Origin of the sequence: Rhodococcus sp. C1, from assembly GCF_020809065.1 — a bacterium.
Classification (GTDB): domain Bacteria; phylum Actinomycetota; class Actinomycetes; order Mycobacteriales; family Mycobacteriaceae; genus Rhodococcus_F; species Rhodococcus_F qingshengii.
In genome coordinates this window covers 2,261,019-2,280,217 of sequence record NZ_CP078080.1, presented here as the reverse complement: position 1 = coordinate 2,280,217, position 19,199 = coordinate 2,261,019, and the positions used below count along the sequence as shown (strand labels likewise).

19 protein-coding genes are annotated in these 19,199 nt (G+C 62.1%); 11 read left to right on the top strand and 8 right to left on the bottom strand.

Features of this window, described 5'->3' with window-relative positions; all coding sequences use genetic code 11:
* The first annotated feature begins 37 nt into the window (after window positions 1–37).
* The gene (locus KTR60_RS10495) at window positions 38–829 is read left to right on the top strand and encodes a DNA-formamidopyrimidine glycosylase family protein (protein ID WP_030535047.1); all 792 of its coding nucleotides are present in this window, start codon (window positions 38–40) and stop codon (window positions 827–829) included.
* On the opposite strand, the gene KTR60_RS10490 is transcribed toward KTR60_RS10495, so the two are convergent.
* Window positions 816–1,385 carry a TetR/AcrR family transcriptional regulator gene (locus KTR60_RS10490; protein WP_007727263.1) on the bottom strand — a complete coding sequence of 190 codons (570 nt, stop codon included), beginning with the start codon at window positions 1,383–1,385 and terminating at the stop codon, window positions 816–818. The genes KTR60_RS10495 and KTR60_RS10490 overlap by 14 nt on opposite strands.
* Window positions 1,386–1,472: 87 nt before the next feature.
* Here KTR60_RS10490 and KTR60_RS10485 point away from each other — a divergent pair, with 87 nt between their 5' ends.
* From KTR60_RS10485 to KTR60_RS10465, 5 genes are all read left to right on the top strand, one after another.
* On the top strand, window positions 1,473–2,414 hold the full coding sequence (locus KTR60_RS10485; RefSeq protein WP_042449607.1) for an oxygenase MpaB family protein: 942 nt from the start codon (window positions 1,473–1,475) through the stop codon (window positions 2,412–2,414).
* Window positions 2,415–2,431: 17 nt separating this feature from the next.
* Window positions 2,432–2,968 carry a hypothetical protein gene (locus KTR60_RS10480; RefSeq protein ID WP_003940745.1) on the top strand — a complete coding sequence of 179 codons (537 nt, stop codon included), beginning with the start codon at window positions 2,432–2,434 and terminating at the stop codon, window positions 2,966–2,968.
* Window positions 2,969–3,292: 324 nt separating this feature from the next.
* Complete coding sequence (locus KTR60_RS10475) at window positions 3,293–3,766, top strand: hypothetical protein (RefSeq protein ID WP_007727281.1); 474 nt, start codon at window positions 3,293–3,295, stop codon at window positions 3,764–3,766.
* Window positions 3,756–4,679, top strand: a complete 924-nt coding sequence (locus tag KTR60_RS10470) for a hypothetical protein (protein WP_030535049.1) — start codon at window positions 3,756–3,758, stop codon at window positions 4,677–4,679. The genes KTR60_RS10475 and KTR60_RS10470 overlap by 11 nt, the downstream gene beginning before the upstream one ends.
* A gap of 86 nt (window positions 4,680–4,765) precedes the next feature.
* Complete coding sequence (locus tag KTR60_RS10465; RefSeq protein WP_058226546.1) at window positions 4,766–5,650, top strand: aldo/keto reductase; 885 nt, start codon at window positions 4,766–4,768, stop codon at window positions 5,648–5,650.
* Between the two features lie 36 nt (window positions 5,651–5,686).
* Here the strand turns inward: KTR60_RS10465 and KTR60_RS10460 are convergent, their stop codons facing one another.
* Together KTR60_RS10460 and KTR60_RS10455 are read right to left on the bottom strand one after the other, a co-directional pair.
* A complete protein-coding gene (locus KTR60_RS10460; RefSeq protein WP_054188164.1) occupies window positions 5,687–6,430 on the bottom strand; it encodes a 3-hydroxybutyrate dehydrogenase in 744 nt (247 codons plus the stop codon).
* Window positions 6,427–7,803 (bottom strand): MFS transporter, encoded by a 1,377-nt coding sequence (locus tag KTR60_RS10455; protein WP_228402131.1) that lies wholly within the window; start codon window positions 7,801–7,803, stop codon window positions 6,427–6,429. The genes KTR60_RS10460 and KTR60_RS10455 overlap by 4 nt, the downstream gene beginning before the upstream one ends.
* Before the next feature lie 153 nt (window positions 7,804–7,956).
* Here KTR60_RS10455 and KTR60_RS10450 point away from each other — a divergent pair, with 153 nt between their 5' ends.
* Window positions 7,957–8,904 (top strand): LysR family transcriptional regulator, encoded by a 948-nt coding sequence (locus KTR60_RS10450; RefSeq protein WP_065455144.1) that lies wholly within the window; start codon window positions 7,957–7,959, stop codon window positions 8,902–8,904.
* Here KTR60_RS10450 and KTR60_RS10445 read toward each other — a convergent pair.
* From KTR60_RS10445 to KTR60_RS10435, 3 genes are all read right to left on the bottom strand, one after another.
* Window positions 8,873–9,589, bottom strand: coding sequence for a GAF and ANTAR domain-containing protein (locus KTR60_RS10445; RefSeq protein ID WP_003940742.1), 717 nt, complete (start codon window positions 9,587–9,589; stop codon window positions 8,873–8,875). The genes KTR60_RS10450 and KTR60_RS10445 overlap by 32 nt on opposite strands.
* A gap of 50 nt (window positions 9,590–9,639) precedes the next feature.
* The gene (locus KTR60_RS10440) at window positions 9,640–10,107 is read right to left on the bottom strand and encodes a hypothetical protein (protein WP_228402130.1); all 468 of its coding nucleotides are present in this window, start codon (window positions 10,105–10,107) and stop codon (window positions 9,640–9,642) included.
* A 174-nt stretch (window positions 10,108–10,281) separates the two neighbouring features.
* Complete coding sequence (locus tag KTR60_RS10435) at window positions 10,282–12,024, bottom strand: glycerol-3-phosphate dehydrogenase/oxidase (protein ID WP_228402129.1); 1,743 nt, start codon at window positions 12,022–12,024, stop codon at window positions 10,282–10,284.
* A 108-nt stretch (window positions 12,025–12,132) separates the two neighbouring features.
* On the opposite strand from KTR60_RS10435, the gene glpK reads away from it, so the two are divergent.
* Window positions 12,133–13,623: a glycerol kinase GlpK gene (gene glpK, locus KTR60_RS10430; RefSeq protein ID WP_228402128.1), complete on the top strand. Its 1,491-nt coding sequence runs from the start codon at window positions 12,133–12,135 to the stop codon at window positions 13,621–13,623.
* A gap of 171 nt (window positions 13,624–13,794) precedes the next feature.
* Window positions 13,795–15,210: an MFS transporter gene (locus tag KTR60_RS10425; protein WP_042449618.1), complete on the top strand. Its 1,416-nt coding sequence runs from the start codon at window positions 13,795–13,797 to the stop codon at window positions 15,208–15,210.
* On the opposite strand, the gene KTR60_RS10420 is transcribed toward KTR60_RS10425, so the two are convergent.
* Window positions 15,207–16,103: a LysR substrate-binding domain-containing protein gene (locus KTR60_RS10420; protein WP_228402127.1), complete on the bottom strand. Its 897-nt coding sequence runs from the start codon at window positions 16,101–16,103 to the stop codon at window positions 15,207–15,209. The genes KTR60_RS10425 and KTR60_RS10420 overlap by 4 nt on opposite strands.
* An 83-nt stretch (window positions 16,104–16,186) precedes the next feature.
* Between KTR60_RS10420 and KTR60_RS10415 the strand changes: the two genes are divergently transcribed.
* Both KTR60_RS10415 and KTR60_RS10410 read left to right on the top strand, forming a co-directional pair.
* Window positions 16,187–17,101, top strand: a complete 915-nt coding sequence (locus tag KTR60_RS10415; protein WP_228402126.1) for a CoA transferase subunit A — start codon at window positions 16,187–16,189, stop codon at window positions 17,099–17,101.
* Complete coding sequence (locus KTR60_RS10410) at window positions 17,098–17,883, top strand: CoA-transferase subunit beta (protein ID WP_228402125.1); 786 nt, start codon at window positions 17,098–17,100, stop codon at window positions 17,881–17,883. Before KTR60_RS10415 ends, KTR60_RS10410 begins: the two co-directional genes overlap by 4 nt.
* On the opposite strand, the gene KTR60_RS10405 is transcribed toward KTR60_RS10410, so the two are convergent.
* A complete protein-coding gene (locus KTR60_RS10405; RefSeq protein ID WP_228402124.1) occupies window positions 17,864–19,045 on the bottom strand; it encodes a PLP-dependent aminotransferase family protein in 1,182 nt (393 codons plus the stop codon). The two genes, KTR60_RS10410 and KTR60_RS10405, sit on opposite strands and share 20 nt — an antisense overlap.
* Window positions 19,046–19,199: the final 154 nt, after the last annotated feature.

Here is a 19,199-nt window from a genome sequence, read left to right as displayed (position 1 = left end):
GTGGAAGTTGAGATCCTGAAGTGTGGGTGCGGCGACCATGCCTGAGGGCGATACCGTGTGGCGGGCCGCCAATGAACTGCGCGCTGCCCTGGCCGAGAAGGTACTCACCACCTGCGACGTCCGCGTTCCTCGTTACGCCACGGTTGATCTCTCGGGCCACCGCGTGGATTCCGTCGCCAGCCGCGGAAAACATCTCCTGATCCGAGTGGGCGAAGCGTCCATTCACACGCATCTGAAGATGGAAGGTCAGTGGCAGATTTATCGCCCCGGCGAGCGCTGGCGCCGACCCGCCCATCAAGCGCGCATCATCTTGGCCACCGAAGACTCTGTAGCAGTTGGCTTTTCACTGGGAATCACCGAGATCCTCGAACTCGGGCAGGAACAGGAGGCCGTCGGACATCTCGGACCGGATCTGCTCGGGACCGATTGGGACAGTTCCGTGGCCGCCCGAAATCTACGGGCCGCCGACTCCGTACCGATCGGAATCGCGCTCCTGGATCAGCGGGTGATGGCCGGACTGGGCAACGTGTACCGAAACGAGATCTGCTTCCTACGAGGTATTCACCCGAAAACGCCGACACATCTCGCGGGGAATCTCGACGCGATAGTGGATCTGTCTTTTCGCACCATCAACGTCAACAAGTCACGTCGCATCCGGGTCACCACCGGCGACACCCGCCCCGGTAGGCAGACATGGGTGTACGGCAGACGCGGAAAACCATGCCGCCGTTGCGGGACTCGCATCAGAGAAGACACCCTCGGACCGGATCAGCTCACCGAGCGAAATATCTTCTTCTGCCCGGCCTGCCAGCCCTTCACGCCTGGTTAGCGTTGATCAGCAGCCTGACGCAGTGGCGGACAAATCGATCACGGTCCACGACGATCGTGCCGTCCAGATAACCGATGAACAGTGTGAACAACGCCCCGACCAGTCCGACTGCCACCAGTTGCTTGTCCACGGGATCAGCGATCTCGGACAACTGGTCGTACACCAGGTCGACGAACGCCGGCATCGATTCGATACCGCGGCCGCTCAGGACGGGTTCCGAGAGCGGGGCGATCAGGAGCACTCTCCCCATCGCCGGATCGTCGACCATGAGCTTGACGAAAGCGTCGACCGCAGCGGTGGCGACGGCCTCGGATGTCGTCTCCGACTCCACTGCCGACGCAAGCGCCGACTGCGCGCGCTCGGCGACAAACGTGTGGACCGCGACAACGTACTGATCGCGATCGGTGAAGCTTTCGTAGAAGTACCGCTCGGTCAAACCGGCGGCCTTGCAGACCGCACGCACGTTGACGGCCGGACCGTCGACCGCACCGAGCAGTGTCACTCCGACGTCGAACAACGTCGCCTTTCGAGTGGCCCTGCGTTCTTCGATGCTCACAACTTCCCCACTTCGCCGACACTTGATCTTCAATGCACCCGGTATTCGATCCTTGACTACCGCTGTTGTCGATCCTAATCTGACAACATGCGTAGTCAACTTGACGACAGCAGCACCCCGGTTCCCCTCGGTCCGGATTCCCTGACGTGGAAGTATTTCGGCGACTGGCGCGGGATGCTGCAAGGCGTCTGGGCCGGTTCGATGCAGAACATGCACCCCGGCCTCGGCGCCGGAGTCGAGGAGCATTCACAATTCTTCGACGAGCGGTGGGAACGGCTGTACCGCTCGCTGTATCCCATTGCAGGCGTGGTCTTCGACGGCGATCGCGCGCAGCAGACAGCCGAAGAAGTCCGCGGCTATCACACACGAATCAAGGGCGTCGACAAGTTGGGGCGTCGGTATCACGCACTTGATCCCGACACTTTCTACTGGGCGCACGCAACATTCTTCATGGGCACCATCGTCACTGCCGAGAACTTCTCCGGTGGCTTGACCGAGGCCCAAAAACGTCAGCTCTTCACCGAGCACATTCAGTGGTACCGCCTGTACGGGATGAGCATGCGCCCTGTTCCCGAGACCTGGGAAGCATTTCAGGAGTACTGGGACCACATGTGCCGCAACGTACTCGAAGACAACAAGGCGACCCGCGACGTCCTCGACCTGTCGGGGCTCGGCAAGCCCCCGTACATGACGTGGCTACCCGATCCGTTGTGGCGGCTCGCCCGAATCCCCCTCGCCCGCGGATTCGTGTGGCTGACGGTCGGAATGTACGACCAACCGGTTCGAGACCTACTCGGCTACTCGTGGACCAGTCGCGATCAGAAAATTCACAACGCTGTCGGCCGCACCGTCAACGCCGTCTTCCGTCTGGTGCCGTGGCGATACCGGTATCAGCCACGTGCTCGCGCGGGATGGGATCGAGCTGACGGCCGAATCCCCGCCGATGCACCACTGGTCCACACACCGGCGCGCAACCTGCCCCCGCTCGAGCAGCGAGATAACCCGATGCACTACAGCCCCAGGGTCTGATCTGCCATGCTCTGAACATGGAGTGGGACCTGCGAACCCTGCTGAACCGTCCGATCACGTCTCACGGTGCGCCGCTGGGACAAGAACGTGTGGCGGCGAGGACCACCGCGTACATCTACGGCAACATTCTTGTCCTCGCCGCACTCATACCGGTGACGAAATCTCAGGAATCGCTCGGCGCCGCGATTGTGGTCGGCACGGCATTGTCGACATACATCGCCCACACATTTGCCGAGGGAGTCGGCGAGAGCATTCGCAACGATCGCCGACTGACGACCGCGGAGAGAATCGACTCTCTTCGCGATTCCGTCCCGATCCTCACCTCTGCGGTTGTTCCTGTCGTCATTCTCGCGACGGCGTGGTTCAACTTCCTGGAGCCACGGACGGCGCAGTTGATCGCGGAAATCGTCTTGATCCTGCGGATCGGTTCCACCAGTTACGTGATCAGCCGACTGCACGGCGAGAAAGTCAGTACGAACACACATCTGGCAGCCTTCGGCCTCGCTGCCGTCGCCACCCTCATAGTCGGCTTGAAGATAGTGCTCACTCATTGACGAGCCACAAGTGCAAAAGAAGTCAGACCGGTCGTATATAACTAAGACGGGCAATTCGCAGAAACCTAACAATCGGTAATTTCGATGTGCGGTGATCGACGACTAACTCGGCCCACTTCTATCAAGTAGGCAGAGGAGCAACCCGCAATGACAACACCACAGTCGCCGTATCCCTGGAACAACGACCCCAACCACACGACACCTCTCCCTCCGCCCCCTCCTCCGCCGCCGGGCATCACACCCGGTCAGGCTCCGTACTCGGGACATCAGCCTGCTTACACCCCGCCCCGGCCCCCATACGGTCAAGGCACTGGATATTCGCCGATGCCTCCCCGCCCGCCGAAATCGTATGCATGGCTGTGGGTCCTACTGGGAGTTGTCACAGTCGCACTCGTCGCCGTCGTGGTCTACGTATGGGTTCTCCCTCTCGTCTTGAACGACAATTCCGACGAGAACACCGCACGCACGGAAACCGTGGTGATCACCTCACCTGCGGCCGCGCCGCAGAACGGCGTCGTCACACCCGCGCCCAACGAGTCGGTCCCTGCCAGCGCAGCGCGTTGTGGATCGGTGTTCTCGAACAACGAATTCACGACGTCCGCCGTCGGCACCAGCGTGACGTCTTGTGAGTTCGCCGAAGAAGTGCGCTACCAGTACGTGAGCCAGGGTCGACGCGGCGGCCCGGTCTCCATCAGCGCGGTCAGTCCGGTCACGGGAACTCGGTACTCGATGAACTGCGCCGGCAACAAAGTCGTCACGTGTACCGGCGGAAACAACGCGGTGGTCTATGTCTATTGAGCAGTGCGTCGAGGCTCGTAGCGGGACGCGCCGACGACTCCTGGCGGTTGCACTCGCCACTGCTTCTGCAGCAGCCCTCGCGGGCTGCACGATTCCGACGCGAGACGAGTCGTCGGAGAAGGTCGAGACGATCACCGAAATCGTCGTCGTTCCACCGGAGCCGACAGAGACTCCTGCCGCCCCGGGCAACGGTGTCGGCCCGCTCGCCGGATTCGAGGCCCTGGGCAACACCCTCGGCGGCGCCGTGGGTATCGCACTCGTGCCCGTCGGCGGAGGTCAGTCACTCGTTGCCGGCGAGTGGCAGAACGGAGTCGCCTGGTCCACCATCAAAGTCCCACTGTCCATCGCAGCCCTCCACGAACCCGACAACACAGAACTCACAACGGTCAAGCAGGCGATCACCACCTCCGACAACGAATCAGCCGAAGAACTGTGGCGAGGCCTCGGCGATCCGACCACTGCCGCAGCGAAGGTCGAGTCAGTCCTCGTGGCCTCCGGCGATATGTCCACCACCGTGGAATCACGCACGCTACGACCAGAATTCAGCTCGTTCGGTCAAACACAATGGCCACTTGCCGTCCAAGCGCAATTCGCCGCCACCCTGCCATGCCGGAGCGACGCCACCGAAGTCTTCGGGCTCATGGGCAGCATCAGCCCCGACCAACAGTGGGGCCTGGGAGTGATCCCAGCCGCTCGATTCAAAGGTGGGTGGGGGCCGGACGACGACGGCGGCTATCTGGTCCGCCAATTCGGGATCATCAGCAGCGGCACCGGACAACTCGCTGTCGCCATCGCAGCCAAGCCGGACTCGGGCACTTTCGCCGACGGTACTGCGATGCTCAGCGACATCGGCCGCTGGGTAGGCGAACGAGCGCAGGCTTTACCCATCGGCGGCACCTGCCAACCGAGCTGAAGTACTGCCGGTCGAGGGAGGTACTGCCGTTACCCGGCTGAGCAGTCACTCCCGCCGAACCCCCGGCCGCCGCTACCGTGGACGACATGAGCATCCCGAGCCTGAAACTGAACAACGGCGTCGACATCCCCGCGCTTGGCTTCGGCGTGTACCAGACGCCGCCGGACGAAACACTCGCCGCCGTCGAGTCTGCGCTGTCGACGGGTTATCGCCATATCGACACTGCCGCGGCCTACGGCAACGAGAAGGGCGTCGGTGAGGCGATCCGGCGATCCGGACTCGATCGCGCGGACATCTTCGTCGAGTCGAAGGTCTGGATCACCGACTACGGATACGACGAGACTCTGCATGCCTTCGACAAGAGCGCAGGCAAACTCGGTGTCGAACAACTCGACCTCCTGATCCTCCATCAGGCGTTGCCGAGCGAGTTCGAGCGCACGATCGACGCGTACAGGGCATTGGAAACGCTTCTGGCCGACGGCAAGGTCCGCGCCATCGGAGTCAGTAACTTCATGCCGGATCACCTCACCCGACTCCTGGACGCAACGTCCGTGGTGCCGGCGGTCAACCAGATCGAGGTTCATCCGTACTTCAGGCAGTCGACTTTGCTCGAGGCCGACGCCGATCACGGGATTCTGTCTCAGGCATGGTCACCGATCGGCGGAATCACGTTCTACCGCGACGGCTCCCACGGCTCGACCCTCGAGGACGCCACCATCGGCGCCATCGCGACCGCTCACGGCAAGTCGCCTGCACAGGTGATGCTGCGCTGGCACCTCCAGCAGGGCCGCCAGGTGATCCCCAAGTCGGTGACTCCCTCGCGGATCGCGGAGAACTTCGACGTGTTCGACTTCGAACTCACCGCCGAAGAACTCTCCGCAATCGACGCACTCGACACCGGAGTTCGCGGCGGTCCCGAACCCGAGGTCATCACCCGCGAGAAGTTCGGAATCGAGATTCCCGAAGCCTGAACCCGGCAGCTTGAACAACACAGCAGCCCCAGTGATCTAGCTGGCGCTCCACCCGCCGTCGATGGTGTACGAAGCCCCCGTCACCATCGACGCCTCGGTCGATGCCAGCCACCCCACCAGCGATGCCACTTCCGCGGGCTCGACCATCCGTTTGATCGCGCTCTCAGTGAGCATCACCTTCTCGACAACCTCGGATTCACTGATTCCGTGAACCTTTGCCTGGTCGGAGATCTGGGATCGCACGAGTGGTGTCAGGACGTAGCCCGGATTGACACAGTTACTGGTGACACCGTGTGGGGCACCCTCGAGCGCAACAACTTTCGACAGGCCTTCGAGTCCGTGCTTTGCCGTGACGTACGCACTCTTGAATGCCGAAGCGCGGAGCCCGTGGACCGAGGAAATGTTGACGATGCGCCCGAATCCTTTGCGGTACATGTACGGCAGGGCCGCTCTGACCAGGAGGAACGGCGCTTCGACCATGAGGCGTTGAATCTTCCGGAAGTCCTCGACGTCGAAATCCTCGATGGGACTGACCCGTTGAATGCCGGCGTTGTTGACAAGTACGTCCGTCTCGAGTGCCAGATCCACGAGTTGGTCGGTGTCGAGGAGATCGACGGCCCACGCAGTGCCGTCGATCTCGTCGGCCAGCGCCTTCGCGGCGACGTCGTCGAGATCAGCGACGGTGACGTGGGCGCCGCGGGCGGCAAGGAGTCGAGCACACGCCTCGCCGATACCGCTGGCACCACCGGTGACCAGTGCCGTTTTGCCGGAGAGCGTCATGCGGAAACACCGGCCCGCTCGTCGGCGAGCACTCGTGCGTCGGCAGCATCGACGGACTCGAGCGAGATTCCCTTGGTCTCCCGCGCGAAAACGACTGCGACGATGGTGACCAGGGATGCCAACAGGAGATAGATCGCGATAGGAACCGAGGAGTCGAACTTGCTCAGCAGTCCGGTCGCGATGATCGGAGCCAGTGAACCTGCCACGATCGACGTGACCTGATATCCCAGGGAGACACCGGAATAGCGCATCCGGGTCGGGAACATCTCGGCCATGATCGCGGGTTGGCCGGCGTACATGAACGCGTGGAACACAAGCCCGATGATGATTGCCGACAAGATGACTGCATTGTGCCCGCTGTTCATCATCGGAAAGGCGAAGAATCCCCATGTTCCAGCGGTGACGGCGCCGATCATGTACACCGGGCGTCGACCGATCGTGTCGGACAGTTTGCCTACCAACGGAATCACTGCGAAGTGCACGGCATGTGCCATCAGCATCCACCAGAGGATGTGCGCCGTGTCCGCATGAACGACGACCTTGAGGTAGGTGATCGAGAAGGTCACCACGAGGTAGTACATGACGTTTTCGGCGAAACGCAGGCCCATCGCGGTCAACACTCCGCGCGGGTAACGCTTGACCACCTCGAAAACGCTGTACGAGGTTGCCTTGACCAGTTCTGCTTCCTTCTGCGCCGCAATGAAAATGGGAGCGTCGGTGACCTTGGTCCGAACGTAGCACCCGACCAGAACGATCACCGCGGAGAGCCAGAAGGCAACGCGCCAGCCCCAACTCATGAAGGATTCGTCCGAGAGCGTCGACGTCAGGATCAACAGCACGACAGTGGCCACCAGGTTGCCCATCGGCACGCCGGCCTGAGGCCAGGACGACCAGAACCCGCGAGATCGATTCGGGCTGTGTTCGGCGACAAGGAGTACCGCCCCACCCCATTCGCCGCCGACAGCAAATCCTTGGATGAAGCGCAGCGTGACCAGCAGTGCCGGCGCCCAGTAGCCGATCTGACCGTAGGTCGGTAGGCAGCCCATCAGGAAGGTCGCGGCACCGACCAGCAGCAAACTGAACTGCAACAACTGCTTCCGGCCGAACTTGTCTCCGAAATATCCGAAGACGATTCCGCCGAGTGGCCGGGCGGCGAATCCGACGGCGTAGGTGATGAAAGCCGCGATGATCGCATCCAGCTCGTTGCCGCCGCCAGGAAAGAAGACTTTGCTGAAGACCAGCGTGGCCGCCGTGCCGTACAGAAAGAACTCGTACCACTCGACCACGGTGCCCGCCATCGAGGCGCCGACCACCTTCTTCAGCCCCGATGGTGGGGCTTGGCTCTCGGGTTTCGGCATGTTGTCGACGCTCATCGTGGACTCCCTCGTCTTCAGTTCGCGATTCGCCTGCTCTTCACGATCAGGAATGTGACCGCTCGCACATTTTTTGTGACTCGATGAGTATCGGTGCAGATTCTTGGCACGACAATGACAAATCTCGCACCATACAGGTGCAAAAATGCAGATATGACACTCGGACTGAGCCCGGACGACCTACTGGTGCTTCTCGCGGTCGGTCGCACCGGCCGCTTCAACACCGCCGCCGACGACCTGGGCCTCAACCACACCACCATTTCGCGCCGCATCGCCTCGCTCGAGAAGAACCTCGGCGGCCGTGTACTGGTCCGCTCGTCCGGCGGCTGGGAGTTGACCGACCTGGGCAGACAAGCCCTCAGCGCGGCCGAGCGCATCGAGGCCGCGGTGAACGAACTGGCACTCGACTCCACCGGTCAGCAGCAACTCGACGGCGTCGTGCGGGTCTCGGCCACCGACGGCTTCAGCGCATACATCGCGGCCCCCGCCGGCGCAGCGGTTCGCAGACGCCATCCTCGCGTGAGCGTGGAGATAGTCGTCGCGACCAGAAAGGCGTCGCAGATACGCTCGGGGCTCGACATCGAGGTTGTTGTCGGCAAACCTCAAGTTCACCGCGCCGAGGCCGTCCATCTGGCCGACTACGCGCTGGGTTTGTACGCCTCCCGAGAGTATCTACGTCAGAATGCAGTTCCCGAAAGTGCCGAAGATCTGGCCGAACACTCGCTCGTGTATTTCATCGACTCGATGCTGCAGGTCGACGAACTCGATCTGGCCCGCAAGCTCACGGTTTCCATGCGCGAGGCCGTCACGTCCACCAACGTGTTCGTCCACATCGAGGCAACGCGCGCGGGTGCCGGCATCGGCCTGCTCCCCTGCTTCATGGCTGAGCAGCACGACGATCTGATTCGCGTGCTGCCCGCTCACATCGAAGTCAGACTTTCGTACTGGTTGGTGGCTCGTTCTGAATCCTTGCGCCGCCCGGAAGTCGCAGCGGTGGTGACAGCTCTTCGAGAGACGGTGGATCGCAAGCGATCTCAACTCCTCGGCTCTCCCGGGGCGAACGAAGCGCTCAGTCCAGAGTCGAACGATGCTGGACGATGACCTTGCGCGCCAACTCGGCGATCTTGACGTTCATGTTCTGCGAGGTTCGCACCAGAATGTCGAAGGCCTCGTCGTCGGACACCCGATGCAATGCCATCAGCAGACCGACGGCCTGACCGATTTCGCGACTGCTCGCCAGGCCTCGCCGCAGCGAGTCGGCATCCTCTCCTCGGTTCAGTGCGGTGACGGCCACGGATGCAAACGATGCCAACATGATCGCGTGGTCGGCAACAGTTTCCGTGAATGCTCCCGGAGTGTCGGAGAAGAGGTTGAGGGCACCGAACTTCTGACGATCGACCATCAGTCGGAACCCCATCGAGCCACGAATGGGTGTCTCTGCCACTACTTTCCGAGCGAACTCGGGCCACTGATTCGGAGTGCGAAGATCTGACTCGAGCTGCGGCGCCTCCGTGTCGAGGGCGTCGATGCACGGCCCCTCACCAGTCGCACGTTCGAGATCGTCTGCATGCTCGGCGATCTCGTCGCTTGCCGCTACCGTGACGTTGGTGTTTCCCCGTCGCAGCATCAGGCTTGCGTGATCGCAACCGGGAATCAACTCGACAGCCGCCGAACAGATCGCGGAGTACACCTCGGCGCTGTCTGCGGCGGAGTAGAGGATCTCCGCCAACGCCGCGAACACTGCCGTGGGTTCTGTCAGTGCTTGGTCGCGCTCAGCCATCTCCATACACCTCGGGGTCTACCGTTCATCGAATTCTTCACCGAACGGTACAAACCTTACTTACTCGAGCGGATGGGGTCGCCGCCGCTCGCCGATTCCCGCCCGTCCGTCCCCTGAAAAGCTTCCGTAGCCGCGCGGTGATGCAGAGCCGTGACGGTGGTGATCTGCTTGGCCACCAGGTCGTTGAGCTCGCGGTACTGCTCCTCCGTCTCCCCGGCCGGAATGTCTCTCAGGACCTCCCACATCGCACTCTTGCCGCACAGAGCCGTCCGCATGATCTCGAGAGTTGCCAGCTTCACGAGACGGTTGCGCCAGATGGCGTCGACATGGACGAGGCGCCTGATCCGATTGACCGTCGCGTCGATCTTGGAGTACCGCGGCAGAGATATGCCCTGGGTGTCCTCGATCAGTTGCAGCAGCTGCTCGATCTCGTACTCGAGCTCACCCGGCAACGAGTCCAGCTCACCGTCGGCCCACGCGCCGTACGAGTCCGAGAGTGACCGCGAGAGTTGCAGCCCTACCATCGCTCCGCACAGGTGAGTGACCAGATAAGCAGTGGCTATGTGTTCCTCAGCAGATCTCGACCGACTACCGAACATTGGGATCCTCCTGGGCGACGCTCGACCGGTCTGTGCTGACACGGGTGGTGATTCGACATCCGCCTACCCGCGACAGACCGAGAACAAACGACGGGCGACTCAGACCCGATCCGGCACCACGACGACGGGTTCGAGGATCTCGGCCCGAGACTCCGGCGCTGCGGCGCGCAAGGCGTCGGCCGACTCGTCGTCCGGCTGGGTCTGCGACTCGATCTCCGCTTCGACGCGCGCTCGGTACGTGTCGACCTCGCGCTCGACGGTGGCGGCATCCCAACCGAGAATCGGGGCAACCAATCCGGCAACCTGTTGCGCACAGTTGACACCACGATGCGGGTACTCGATTGCGATGCGCATGCGGCGAGCCAGGATGTCGTCGAGGTGCAATGCACCCTCGGCCGCGGCGGCGTACACAGCCTCGACCTGAAGGTAATCGGGGGCATCTGTGATGGGCTGCAACAACTCCCGCGTCTGTCGGCCGAGTTCGAGGACCTCCGTGATGAGTGAACCGTAGCGGTCGAGCAAGTGCTTGACGCGATACGGATGCAAGCCGTACTGCTCGCCCAGTTGCACAGTCTGATTGATCAACGCGAAGTATCCGTCGGCGCCGACGAGCGGCACCTTCTCCGTGATCGACGACGCCACTCGCGCCGGAATGTCTTCTGCTGCGACATCGACGGCGTCTTCCGCCATGACCCGATACGTCGTGTACTTTCCACCGGCGATGGCGACCAGGCCTGGAGCCACACGGGCAACGGCGTGCTCGCGCGAGAGCTTCGACGTCTCGTCGCTCTCACCGGCAAGCAGCGGACGCAGGCCAGCGTAGACACCGTCGATGTCGGCGTGCGTCAGCGGCGTGACCAGAACGGAGTTCACGTGGCCGAGGATGTAGTCGATATCTGCTTTGGTTGCCGCTGGGTGAGCGAGATCCAAGTTCCAGTCGGTGTCCGTGGTGCCGATGATCCAGTGACTGCCCCACGGAATGACGAACAGCACCGATTTCTCGGTACGCAGGATGATGGCGGCTTCACTGACGATGCGATCGCGCGGGACGACGATGTGTACGCCCTTCGACGCTCGCACCCGGAACCGTCCGCGCTGACGTGAGAGGGCCTGGATTTCGTCCGTCCAGACACCGGTTGCATTGATGACGACGTGACCCTTGACCTCCGCGGTACGGCCGTCTTCGCAGTCGCGAACACGAACTCCCGAGACCCGGTCCGCTTCACGCAGAAATCCCACGACCTGCGTCGACGTTCGGACAACCGCGCCGTAGTGGGCGGCGGTCCGTGCAACGGTCATGGTGTGCCGAGCGTCGTCGACGACGGTGTCGTAGTACTGGATGCCACCGGTCAGTGAACTGCGCTTGAGGCTCGGCGACATGCGCAGTGCGCCCGCCCGCGTCAAGTGCTTCTGGGAGGGGACCGATTTGGCGCCGCCCATCCGGTCGTAGAGGAAGATTCCCGCGGCCATGTACGGGCGTTCCCACACTCGGTGAGCCAAGGGGAACAGAAACTTCAGCGGCTTGACCAGGTGCGGAGCGAGCGTGGTCAGCGAGAGTTCGCGCTCACGCAACGCCTCACGAACGAGGCCGAATTCTAGTTGCTCGAGATAGCGGAGACCGCCGTGGAACATCTTCGACGAGCGACTGGACGTACCGGATGCGTAGTCACGGGCCTCGACCAACGCAACCTTCAGCCCGCGGGTGGCCGCATCGAGGGCCGCTCCGACACCGACGACACCACCGCCCACCACGACGACGTCGAATTGCTCGGTCTGAAGTTGTTCCCAAGCAGCTTCGCGCTGCTGCGGGCCGAGAAACTGCGCACCTTGCTGCTTACTCAACCCGGTCTCCTGTAAGTCGACGACGAATCCGTTTACAGGCTAGTAGCTTGATCCACATACTGCGACAGCGCACGGATTACTGCGAACACGCCCGAACCTAGGAGCACAGTGAATCAATACATCGCCGCCATCGACCAGGGCACGACGTCGAGCCGCTGCATGATCTTCGATCACGACGGCGCCGTGGTGAGCGTTGCGCAGAAAGAACACGAGCAGATTTTCCCGCGAGCAGGTTGGGTCGAGCACGATCCGGTGGCGCTGTGGATCAACACTCGGGAGGTGGTGGCCGGCGCTCTCGCGAAGGTCGATCTCACGCGGGCCGACATCGCTGCCGTCGGAATCACGAATCAGCGTGAGACGACCGTCGTTTGGGAACGTTCGACGGGTAAGCCGATCTACAACGCGATCGTGTGGCAGGACACGCGCACGGATCAGCTGTGTGTCGAACTGGGCGGCGACGAGGGTCCGGACAAGTATCGAGACAAGACCGGACTACCACTCTCGACCTACTTCGCCGGGCCGAAGATCCGCTGGATTCTCGACAACGTCGACGGTGCGAAAGCAAAAGCGGAGGCCGGCGAATTGTGCTTCGGCACTGTCGACACGTGGATCGTGTGGAACCTGACCGAGGGCGTCCACGTGACAGATGTCACCAATGCGTCACGCACGATGCTGATGGATCTCGAGACCCTCCAGTGGGACGAATCGATCTGTGCGGACTTCGGAATCCCGATGTCGATGCTCCCGGAAATCCGTAGTTCCTCAGAGGTCTACGGCACAGGACGTCCACGCGGCAATCTCGCCGGTGTGCCGGTCGCCGGAATCCTCGGTGACCAGCAGGCAGCCACATTCGGCCAGGCCTGCCTCTCCGAGGGTGAAGCCAAGAACACCTACGGCACCGGCAATTTCATGCTTCTCAATACTGGCACGAAGCCGGTGCACAGCAAGCACGGACTACTGACGACCGTCTGCTACAAACTCGGCGAAGCCCCTGCCGTGTACGCACTCGAAGGTTCCGTCGCCGTGACGGGTTCCTTGGTCCAGTGGCTTCGAGACAATCTCGGAATCATTCAGAACGCCAAGGACATCGAGCCGCTCGCCGCAAGTGTCGACGACAACGGCGGCGCCTACTTCGTGCCCGCGTTCTCCGGGCTGTTCGCACCTCGGTGGCGACCGGATACCCGGGGTGTCATCGTCGGTCTGACGCGCTTCGTCAACAAGGGACACCTGGCCCGCGCAGCGCTCGAGGCGACGGCATACCAGACCCGCGAGGTCATCGACGCCATGCGAGCGGATTCGGGAGTCGAACTGTCCGCACTGAAGGTCGACGGCGGCATGGTGGTCAACGAAACCCTGATGCAGTTCCAGTCGGACATCCTCGGAGTTCCCGTCATCCGCCCGGTGGTCAACGAAACGACAGCTCTCGGTGCTGCATACGCAGCGGGCCTCGCCATCGGTTATTGGGCCGACACCGAAGACATCCGCAACAACTGGGCCGTCGGCAAGACGTGGGAACCGGCGATGGACGAGTCCGAAAGGTCACGGCTGTACGCGGAGTGGAACAAGGCCGTCGAGCGGACGTACAACTGGTCCGAGTAATCACCCCGATCCTTCCATACCGGAAGAGCTGATCATGGTCGCCTATTGATACTCCTGAGGTATCAATAGGCGACCAAGTTGGTATTGGACGTGACCTACACCACTCTGCGAATCTCATTCAGGCACGCCACGTTTCGGCGCCGCGAATGTTGCAGAGAAAGGTCGCCACGCATGAGTTCACCCACTCGCAGTTCCGAGGAGATCAACGCCAAGGCGCGAAGAGCCGGTATCGCTTCGTTCATCGGAACCACTATCGAGTGGTACGACTTCTACATCTACGGCACTGCCGCTGCCCTGGTATTCGGCGACATCTTCTTCTCCGACACTCTCCCGAACGGAGTCGGAACTCTCCTCGCCTTCATCACGCTCTGGGCAGGCTTCCTCGCCAGGCCGATCGGCGGGATCATCTTCGGACACCTCGGCGACCGGATCGGACGCAAGAACACTCTCGTCATCACCTTGATGATGATGGGTGTCGCCACGGTCGGCATCGGACTCCTCCCCACCTACGCACAGGTCGGGATCTGGGCGCCGATCGGTCTGGTCACCCTTCGCGTCATCCAAGGAGTCGCGGTCGGTGGCGAGTGGGGCGGCGCAGTGCTCATTGCCAGCGAGAATGCACCGAAGGGCAAGAGCATCCTCTACTCCGCGTTCGCCCAACAGGGCTCACCCGCCGGAAATCTGTTGGCCACCATCGCGTTCTTCCTTCTGTCCTCGATGCCGACGCCGTCGTTCCTCCTGTACGGATGGCGCATCCCGTTCATCATCTCGGCGGTGCTGGTCATTCTCGGGATGATCATTCGCCTCAAACTCGAAGAGTCGGACGAGATGAAGGCCGTTCTCGCACGCAAGAAGGTCGTCAAGCTTCCGCTCGCCGAAGTCTTGCGCAAGCATTGGGTACTGGTTCTCCTCGGCGCCGGCGCACTTCCCCTCGCCCAGGTCACCTATTTCAAGAACACCTTCGCATTGTCCTGGGCTACAAAAGAACTCGGATACGATCGAGGAACCTTCCTGGCCGCCATCGCGATCGCGCTCGTCGTGCAGTTCATCGTCCAACCTTTCGGTGCCGTCCTGGTCTCCAAGATCGACATGCGAAAAGCCATGTGCCTGATGGTGATACCGGAGTTCGTCCTCATGCCCGCCATGTTCTTCGCGATCCGAACCGGGAACTTCACCATCGCAGTCGTCGCGATGTGTCTGGCCACGATCCCGCACTCGATGTTCTACGGCGCCATCGCCGGCGTTCTCGCTCGGGCCTTCCCCGCCAACATCCGTTATACCGGTCTGTCGACGGCGTACCAATTGTGTTCCCTTGTCGTCGGCGGCGGAACTCCCGTACTGGCGCAGTGGATGCTCAACACGTCAGGCAATATCGTCGGGGTCGCGATCGTATCCGGGCTGTACGCCCTTGTCTCGCTGATCTGCACCCTGCTCCTGCTCCGACGTACCGGCTACAACGCGGGCGAACTCTCGACGGCCGAACAAGCGGACTACGACGAACTCGAACTCGAAAACACTCTTGTCGATATTGCGAACTCGCCGAAGTCCGAAGCGGGTGAGATTCCTACCGGTCGGGCAACCGTCTAGGCCAGGGACGGCAGCGCCTGCTCGGACAATTTCAACACTTCGAGAAGTGCAGGTCTGTCGTCTCCCTCTCGCCAGGCGATACGCAGTTGAAGAGGAGGAGGTGGGTCCATGACCGGAACAAAGACAACATCAGGATTCACGATGCTCTGGGCCACCGAGGAAATGGTCAACGAGCATCCGATTTCCGCGGACACCAGCGCGATCAACGACATCGAATCCGGTGCCGTCTGCACGATGCGAGCCAGGAACCCTGCGGTCTTCGAGGCAGTGAGCAGAGACTCCCGCAGAATCGAACCTGGCTCCGCCGGAAGCGTCACCCAATTCTCGGACTCCAATTCGATCAACCGAACCGAGTCCCTCGACGCCAACGGGTGGTCTTTGGACATGGCCACCAGAAAGTTCTCCTCGGCGATCAATCTCGACGTGATCCCGAGCGGCGGTACGGTCCACCGCACCATCCCGATGTCGAGTCGTCGATCGAGCAGCATCAACAACGCCTCGTTCGCGAAAGCAGAACTGTCGAGCACGAATTCGATACCGGGATTGGTCTTTCTCACCAATTTCGCCCACCGCCCGACGAGCAGATGCGAAGAAGTCCCCGCGAAACCCAGGCGAACGCGACCTGTCGTTCCCTTGCCTGCCGCAGACACCGCGATCTCGGCCATCCGGCACGCGTCCAGAATCTCGCGCGCCGGAAGCAGCAGCGCTTCACCGGCAGCAGTGAGCCGCACAGTTCGAGTGCTCCGATCGAACAACGGCGAACCGAGCTGTTTCTCGAATTGCCTGATCGTTCGACTCAGCGGCGGTTGCGCAATCCGAAGCCGCTGCGCCGCACGGCCGAAATGTAGCTCCTCAGCCACCGCGAGAAATGCGTTGATCTGATGAATTTCCACCCGACATTGTTGCGCCACACCGGCCGAACATGTCAAGTTCCGAAACCGACCGAGTGCGCGAAAGAACAAGAAGAGGTACACACGTGGACAAGACCCTCTCGATGAAAGAGGCCGTCGGCCGATACGTCGAAGACGGGATGACCGTTGCGCTGGAGGGATTTTCACATCTCATTCCTTTTGCCGCGGCACACGAGATCATCCGGCAGGGCAGAAAGGACCTCACGCTCTGCCGGATGACGCCGGACATCGTTTCCGATCAACTCGTCGCCGCCGGCTGCGTCCGAAAGCTGGTTGCCTCGTTCTTCGCCAGCGGCTCCGCAGGTTCTCTGTACGAGTTACGCAGACGCATCGAGAACCAGGACCCGCTCCCCCTCGAAGTCGAGGAATACAGTCATTACGGCATGGTGTGCCGGTATCAGGCGGGAGCGGCCAGGCTTCCCTTCTTCCCGCTGCGGTCGTACGCCGGTAGTGATCTACCCGCACTCAACCCACAACTGAGACTCGTCGAGGATCCGTACGGAGGCGGGAGCGTCTACGTTGTGCCGCCGTTGAATCCGGATGTGACGATCATCGGCGCACAGCGAGCGGACACGTCCGGGAACGCGCAGATCTGGGGCATCGCCGGGGTGCAGCAAGAGGCCGTGTACGCCGCGAAGAAGGCGATCGTCGTTGTGGAAGAGCTTGTCGACGACGAGGTCATCAGGTCAGATCCGAGCCGAACTCTGATTCCCTCGCACGCCGTCGACGCGGTTGTCGTCTGCCCGCGCGGCGCGCACCCGTCGTACGCGCAGGGATACTACGACCGCGATTGCGGCTTCTACCGACGCTGGACCGAGATTTCCAAAGACCCTTCGTTGCTGAGAAATTGGCTCGACGAATGGGTGTACGCACTCGACAGTCACGGCGAGTATCTCGCCAAGCTCGGAGCTGACTACTGGTCGGATCTCGAGGTCGGATCAAAACTCTCCACACCTGTCGACTACGGGAGCAGACTGTGACCACCACGATTGTCAGCGGTAACACCACCTCCACCGAAACGATCGTCGCCGTCGCGGCACGCGAGTTGGCGGGTAAGCGCCGGGTTTTCGCCGGAGTCGGGCTCCCCACGCTCGCAGTCGATCTCGCGCGCCACACGTCGAATCCGGACGCAGAACTGATCTACGAATCCGGAGTGTGCGGCGCGCATCCGGCGGCGATGGCCGAAGGTATCGCCGACTCCGTCGTGGTCTCCGGGGCCGAATCCGTGCTCAGTATGGCCGCGCTCTTCGGTTATGTCCTGCAAGGTGGCAACGTCGACGTCGGATTTCTCGGGGCCGCTCAAATCGATCGAACGGGAAGCCTGAACACAAGTTTCATCGGTGACTGGAAGAACCCGACGGTCAGACTGCCCGGCGCAGGCGGGGCCGTCGAGATCATCGCGAACGCCGCCGAGATCTTCGTCGTGATGCGTCGCCACGACCTCAGTTCCTTTCCGGCCGAGCTCGACTTCTGCACCTCACCCAGCCCCGCCCGCGCCCACGCCAGCGGAAAGGGCATCATGCCGGCAGGTGCAGGGGTGACAAAGGTGTTCACCAACCTCGGTGTCCTGACACACCAGGGCCCCGGCGGCGAGTTGGAGCTGACCAGTGTCCACGAAGGCATCTCGGTCGATCAGGTGCGAGAGGCGACGGGATGGGATCTGGCCGTCGCCGACCACGTCACCGTCACCACCCCGCCGTCCGGTACGGAGATCGATCTGCTCCGCAACACTATCGACAAAGTCAGGCTGTACCTGCGGTGACACTGTCCTGGAGCCTGCCGACGGCGTCGACCAGCACGGCTTCGGGATACGTCGCGAAACACAGTCGAGCGCTTCGACCAAGGTCCGCTTCGACCGCGAAGGCCGAACCTGGGACAAATGCCACGCCATGCGCGAGCGCGGCACCCAGGAGTTCGGTGGTGTCGACGTCGTCGAGGAAATCCATCCAACAGAACATCCCGCCGCGGACCTCGGAAAAGCGTGCACGCCCACTCAATTCCGTCTCGGCGGCCGTGACCAACGCCTTCGCCCTCGCGCCGTACCCCGCTCGAAGCACGTCGAGATGCGCGTCGAACCATTCGACGTCGGAGAAGAGGTCTGCGGCGATCTGCTGGGTGAGCGAAGACCCGCACAGGTCAGCGCCTTGCTTGATCAGTTCGACCGCCTCGCAGACCTTTCGGTCGCCGTGCAGCCAGCCGACGCGCAGCGCCGGTGCCAGCACCTTGGACGCACTGGACAGCCGAATCACCCTGTCCGACAACGCCGCCAGCGGTGCGGGCGGTTTCTCGCCGAAGTACAGTTCGCCGTACGGGTCGTCCTCGAGAACCCAGAACCCGTATCGGTCCGCCAGTGCCGCCATGTGCGCTCGCCGCTGCGCCGAAAGCACCGCGCCGCGCGGGTTGTGGAAATTGCTCACGGTGTGAACAACTTTGGGCCGAAGACCGGCGTCGAGTTTCGCTTCGAGCGCGTCGGTGTCCATTCCGTCCTCGTCGAGCTGGACGGGAACGAGACGGGCCTGCGCCGTTCGAAAGACCTGCAGCGCACCGGTATATGCCGGTTCCTCCACGACCACGACGTCACCGGCGTCGAGGAGGACCTGCGCGAGCAAGCTCAAACCTTGCTGAGAACCGTGGGTGATCACGACTTCGGACACGTCGAGCGTCCGCCCGATCTTGGATGATTCGCGCTCGGCGATCACCTCACGGAGGCGCAGCAGGCCGGAGGTCTCGCCGTACTGAACGCACGATGGGTCACCGAGTGCGTCGTGGGCTGCCTTCGAGATTCGCTCCCGCGGAATGAAATCGGGATCGGGCAGTCCGCCGGCCAAGCTGATGACGTCGGGCCGGGCAGTCAGGGTGAGCAGATCGCGAATTGCAGAACTACGGAGTCCGTCCATGCGAGCGGACAGCGCGGCGTGTGTCATATGAAGCTCCCAGGCACGCAGAATGAAGGTCAGAGGAAAAACACCCTGAGCCGTCCTGGGTCAACGGGGCGGGAGAGCGCCGAGATACCGACCCTTGATTCGGTCGGTATCTCGACTATCCCACCAATACTTCAGTATGTGAAACAGAGTTCCC